Source organism: Allosphingosinicella sp., from assembly GCF_036570505.1.
Classification (GTDB): domain Bacteria; phylum Pseudomonadota; class Alphaproteobacteria; order Sphingomonadales; family Sphingomonadaceae; genus Allosphingosinicella.
Map to the genome: position 1 here is coordinate 1 of NZ_DATCYB010000122.1, position 3,006 is coordinate 3,006.

At 65.9% G+C, this 3,006-nt stretch carries 3 protein-coding genes; all 3 read left to right on the top strand.

The features are described from left to right. Positions 1-2,083, top strand: a 2,083-nt coding sequence (locus VIR62_RS15525) for an intermembrane phospholipid transport protein YdbH family protein (RefSeq protein ID WP_431872755.1), incomplete at its 5' end; no start/stop codon positions are given. A 56-nt stretch (positions 2,084-2,139) separates the two neighbouring features. Then, a complete protein-coding gene (locus VIR62_RS15530; protein WP_431872759.1) occupies positions 2,140-2,313 on the top strand; it encodes a YnbE family lipoprotein in 174 nt (57 codons plus the stop codon). A 1-nt stretch (position 2,314) separates the two neighbouring features. Beyond that, on the top strand, positions 2,315-2,716 hold the full coding sequence (locus VIR62_RS15535) for a YdbL family protein (protein WP_431872757.1): 402 nt from the start codon (positions 2,315-2,317) through the stop codon (positions 2,714-2,716). Positions 2,717-3,006 lie beyond the last annotated feature (290 nt).

Below are 3,006 nucleotides of genomic sequence, written 5' to 3' on the forward strand. Positions count from 1 at the left end.
CGACGCCCTGGCCGGCGCGGTGGCGCGAGCGGCGCGGGGCGCGAACGCGACGGCCACGATCCGCCTCGTCAACGGCCGGTCGGGTGGAGCGGTCCGTGTCGGACGCCTGAACGCCGTCAGCGGCAGTGGAGTCCGGGTCGCCCTCGGCGGCGCCGGCGACGGGTTCATCTATTACTGGCCGGCGGGAATGACGCGGCTGGACGGAAATATAGCGGTGTCGGGCGGCGGGCTTCCCGAGATGCGCGCCAGCCTCAGCCAGTCGAGGGGCGGTGCGCCCATCAGCGGAGTGGCCCAGGTCCAGCCGATGCGGGCAGGGCAAGCGAGTCTTCGACTCGCGCCTGTTCGCTTTACGGCCGGTGGCGGCGGCACGACCGAGGTGCGGACGACGGCGCTGATCAATGGTCCACTCGGCGACGGCAGGGTCACCGACCTTGTCGTGCCGATATCCGGCCGGTTCGGCGGCGGCTTCGCCTTCGGCGAAGACTGCACCCCCGTCGCCTTCCGTTCGCTGGAAGTAGCCGGGCTGCGGCTCGGCGCGACGCGCCTGCCGCTCTGCCCGACCGGACGGGCCCTGCTCTGGAAGACGCCGGCAGGCGGCATCCAGGGGGGTGCCGAGATCCGCACCCCGCGTCTCGCGGGACAGCTTGGCGGATCGCCCATCACGATGGCCGCCGATCACCTGCGGTTCAATGTCGCCGATCCCGGTTTCACCAGCGCCAACGTCGCCGTCCGCCTGGGCAGCGACGCCGTCCACCGCCTCGACTTCGGCAGCCTGTCGGGCGGATTCACCAGCGGGGGCGCGGTCGGCACCTTCTCCGGGGGTTTGGGCAAGATCGCCAACGTGCCGCTGCTCCTCAGCGACGCCAGCGGCAAATGGAGCGTGCTCGGGGGCGATCTCACCGTCGATAACACCATGACGGTCGCGGACGAGCAGGACCCCGCGCGTTTCTACCCGCTCGTCACCAACGACTTCCATCTGACGCTGATCGACAGCGTGATAGAAGCGACCGGCTGGCTCATCGATCCCCAGACGGGAACCCGGGTCACCCAGGCCGACATCACCCATTCGCTCGACAGCGGCGCCGGAAATGCGGTGCTCGACGTCCCCGGCATCACCTTCGGCCCGGACTATCAGCCGGACGAGCTGACCCGCCTCACGACCGGCGTCGTGGCCCTGGTCAACGGAACGGTGACGGGCCGGGGGGAGATCGCCTGGAATGCCGAGGGCGTGACGAGTACCGGCAGCTTCTCCACGACCGACATGGATCTCGCCGCGACGTTCGGTCCGGTCGAAGGTCTTACCACCACGATCAACTTCACCGACCTGCTCGGGATCGTCTCGGCGCCGGGGCAGGTGGCGGAGGTCGACCTTATCCGAACCGGCATCGATGTGTTCGACGGCGTTATCCGCTACCAGCTCCTGCCGGACCTGCGCGTCCGGGTCGAGAGCGGGCGCTGGCCCTTCGCGGGTGGTGAGCTGATTCTGGAGGAAACGATTCTCGATTTCAGCAAGCCGGCGCCCAGGAATCTGACCTTCCGCGTCGTCGGTCTCGACTCGGCGCGGTTCGTCGAGATCATGGAGTTCTCCAACATTTCGGCGACCGGCATCTTCGACGGTGTGGTGCCGATGATCTTCGACGAGCGCGGCGGTCAGATCGACGGGGGCCGACTGGAGGCCCGCCCGCCAGGCGGGACTCTGTCCTATATCGGCGCCGTCAGCGACCAGGATCTGGGTGCGTACGGCAAACTGGCCTTCGATGCGCTGAAGTCGCTGCGCTACGATCGGTTCATCATCGCGCTCGATGGCGAGCTGGCGGGCGAATTCCTGACCCAGATCGAGCTCGACGGGATCGCCACCAACACCGAGCCCCTGGGCGGCATCGCCGGCGCGATCGTCGGGCAGATTGCGAAGATTCCGCTTGAATTCAACATCAGCATCCGCGGTCCGTTCAGGTCCCTGATCGCCACCGCGAGATCGCTCGAGGATCCGAGCCTGCTGATCCAGCCGGTCCTGCCCGAAGGGCTGCAGGACCTTCCCGCCGAAACGACCGTTCAGCCTGAAGAAAGCGAGACTGTGCAATGAGAGGGCCGATATTGACGAGAGTGGGTCTCAAGGCGAGGCCGGGTGCGATCAAGCCGATGAGATGGCTGCTTGCCGCGTCCGTGGCGGGGCTTCTCGCCGGATGCGTTCAGGTGAGCGCGCCGGACAAGCCGATCGAGATCAACCTCAACATCAATATCAGACAAGAGGTTGTCGTGCGCCTTCAGCAGGATGTACGCGATCTCATACAAGAGAATCCGGGAGTTTTTTGATATGACCCGCCGATTGAAACTGATCCTCGCCGCCGGCATCGGCGTTGCCGCAATCGTGGGCGGCACGGGTGTCGCCTATGCGATGTTGCAGGGCGATTCGGCCTCCGCGTCGCTTCGCGCCACCGGCAAGGTCGGCGAGCAGGCCGACGGCTATCTTGGCGTCGTCGGATCCGCCGATGGGAGCTTGCGAGCTCAGGTTGACGCCGTGAACATCAAGCGCCGCGCCTATTACACCGATCTCGCCGCCAAACGGAATGCGAAGATAGAGGAAGTCGCCGCCGCCACAGGCTGCCAGCTCCTGTCGTCCAAGGTGCAGCCGGGCCAATATTACCGCCTCCCCGACGGCGTCTGGCGCCAGCGGGAAGCCGGCCAGTCGATTTCCCTACCGAGCTATTGCGCGTGATTTCTCCTCCCCTTCGCGAAGCGATGGGGAGGACAGCCGCTAGAGCCTGATGTGTTTACGCTGATTCTCCTCTCGCCATTCCCGCAAAAGCGGGATTCCCGCCTTTCGCGGGGGTGACGAAGAAGGGTCAAACCCGAACTCATCATCCTCTAGAGCCGGATGAGATTGTGCTGAATCGATTTGGGATTCCCAAGGCGGCTTTGTTCTGATTCAACCTGCTGGCTGGTGAGGAGGCCAGCAGGGATGGCCAGGGCTTATTCGATAGACCTGCGCGAGCGGGTGGTCGCGGC

What these genes read in the sequence shown, in the direction of transcription:
- VIR62_RS15535 (WP_431872757.1), top strand. Translation starts at nt 2,315, where the DNA reads ATGACCCGCCGATTGAAACTGATCCTCGCCGCCGGCATCGGCGTTGCC.
- VIR62_RS15530 (WP_431872759.1), top strand. Translation starts at nt 2,140, where the DNA reads ATGAGATGGCTGCTTGCCGCGTCCGTGGCGGGGCTTCTCGCCGGATGC.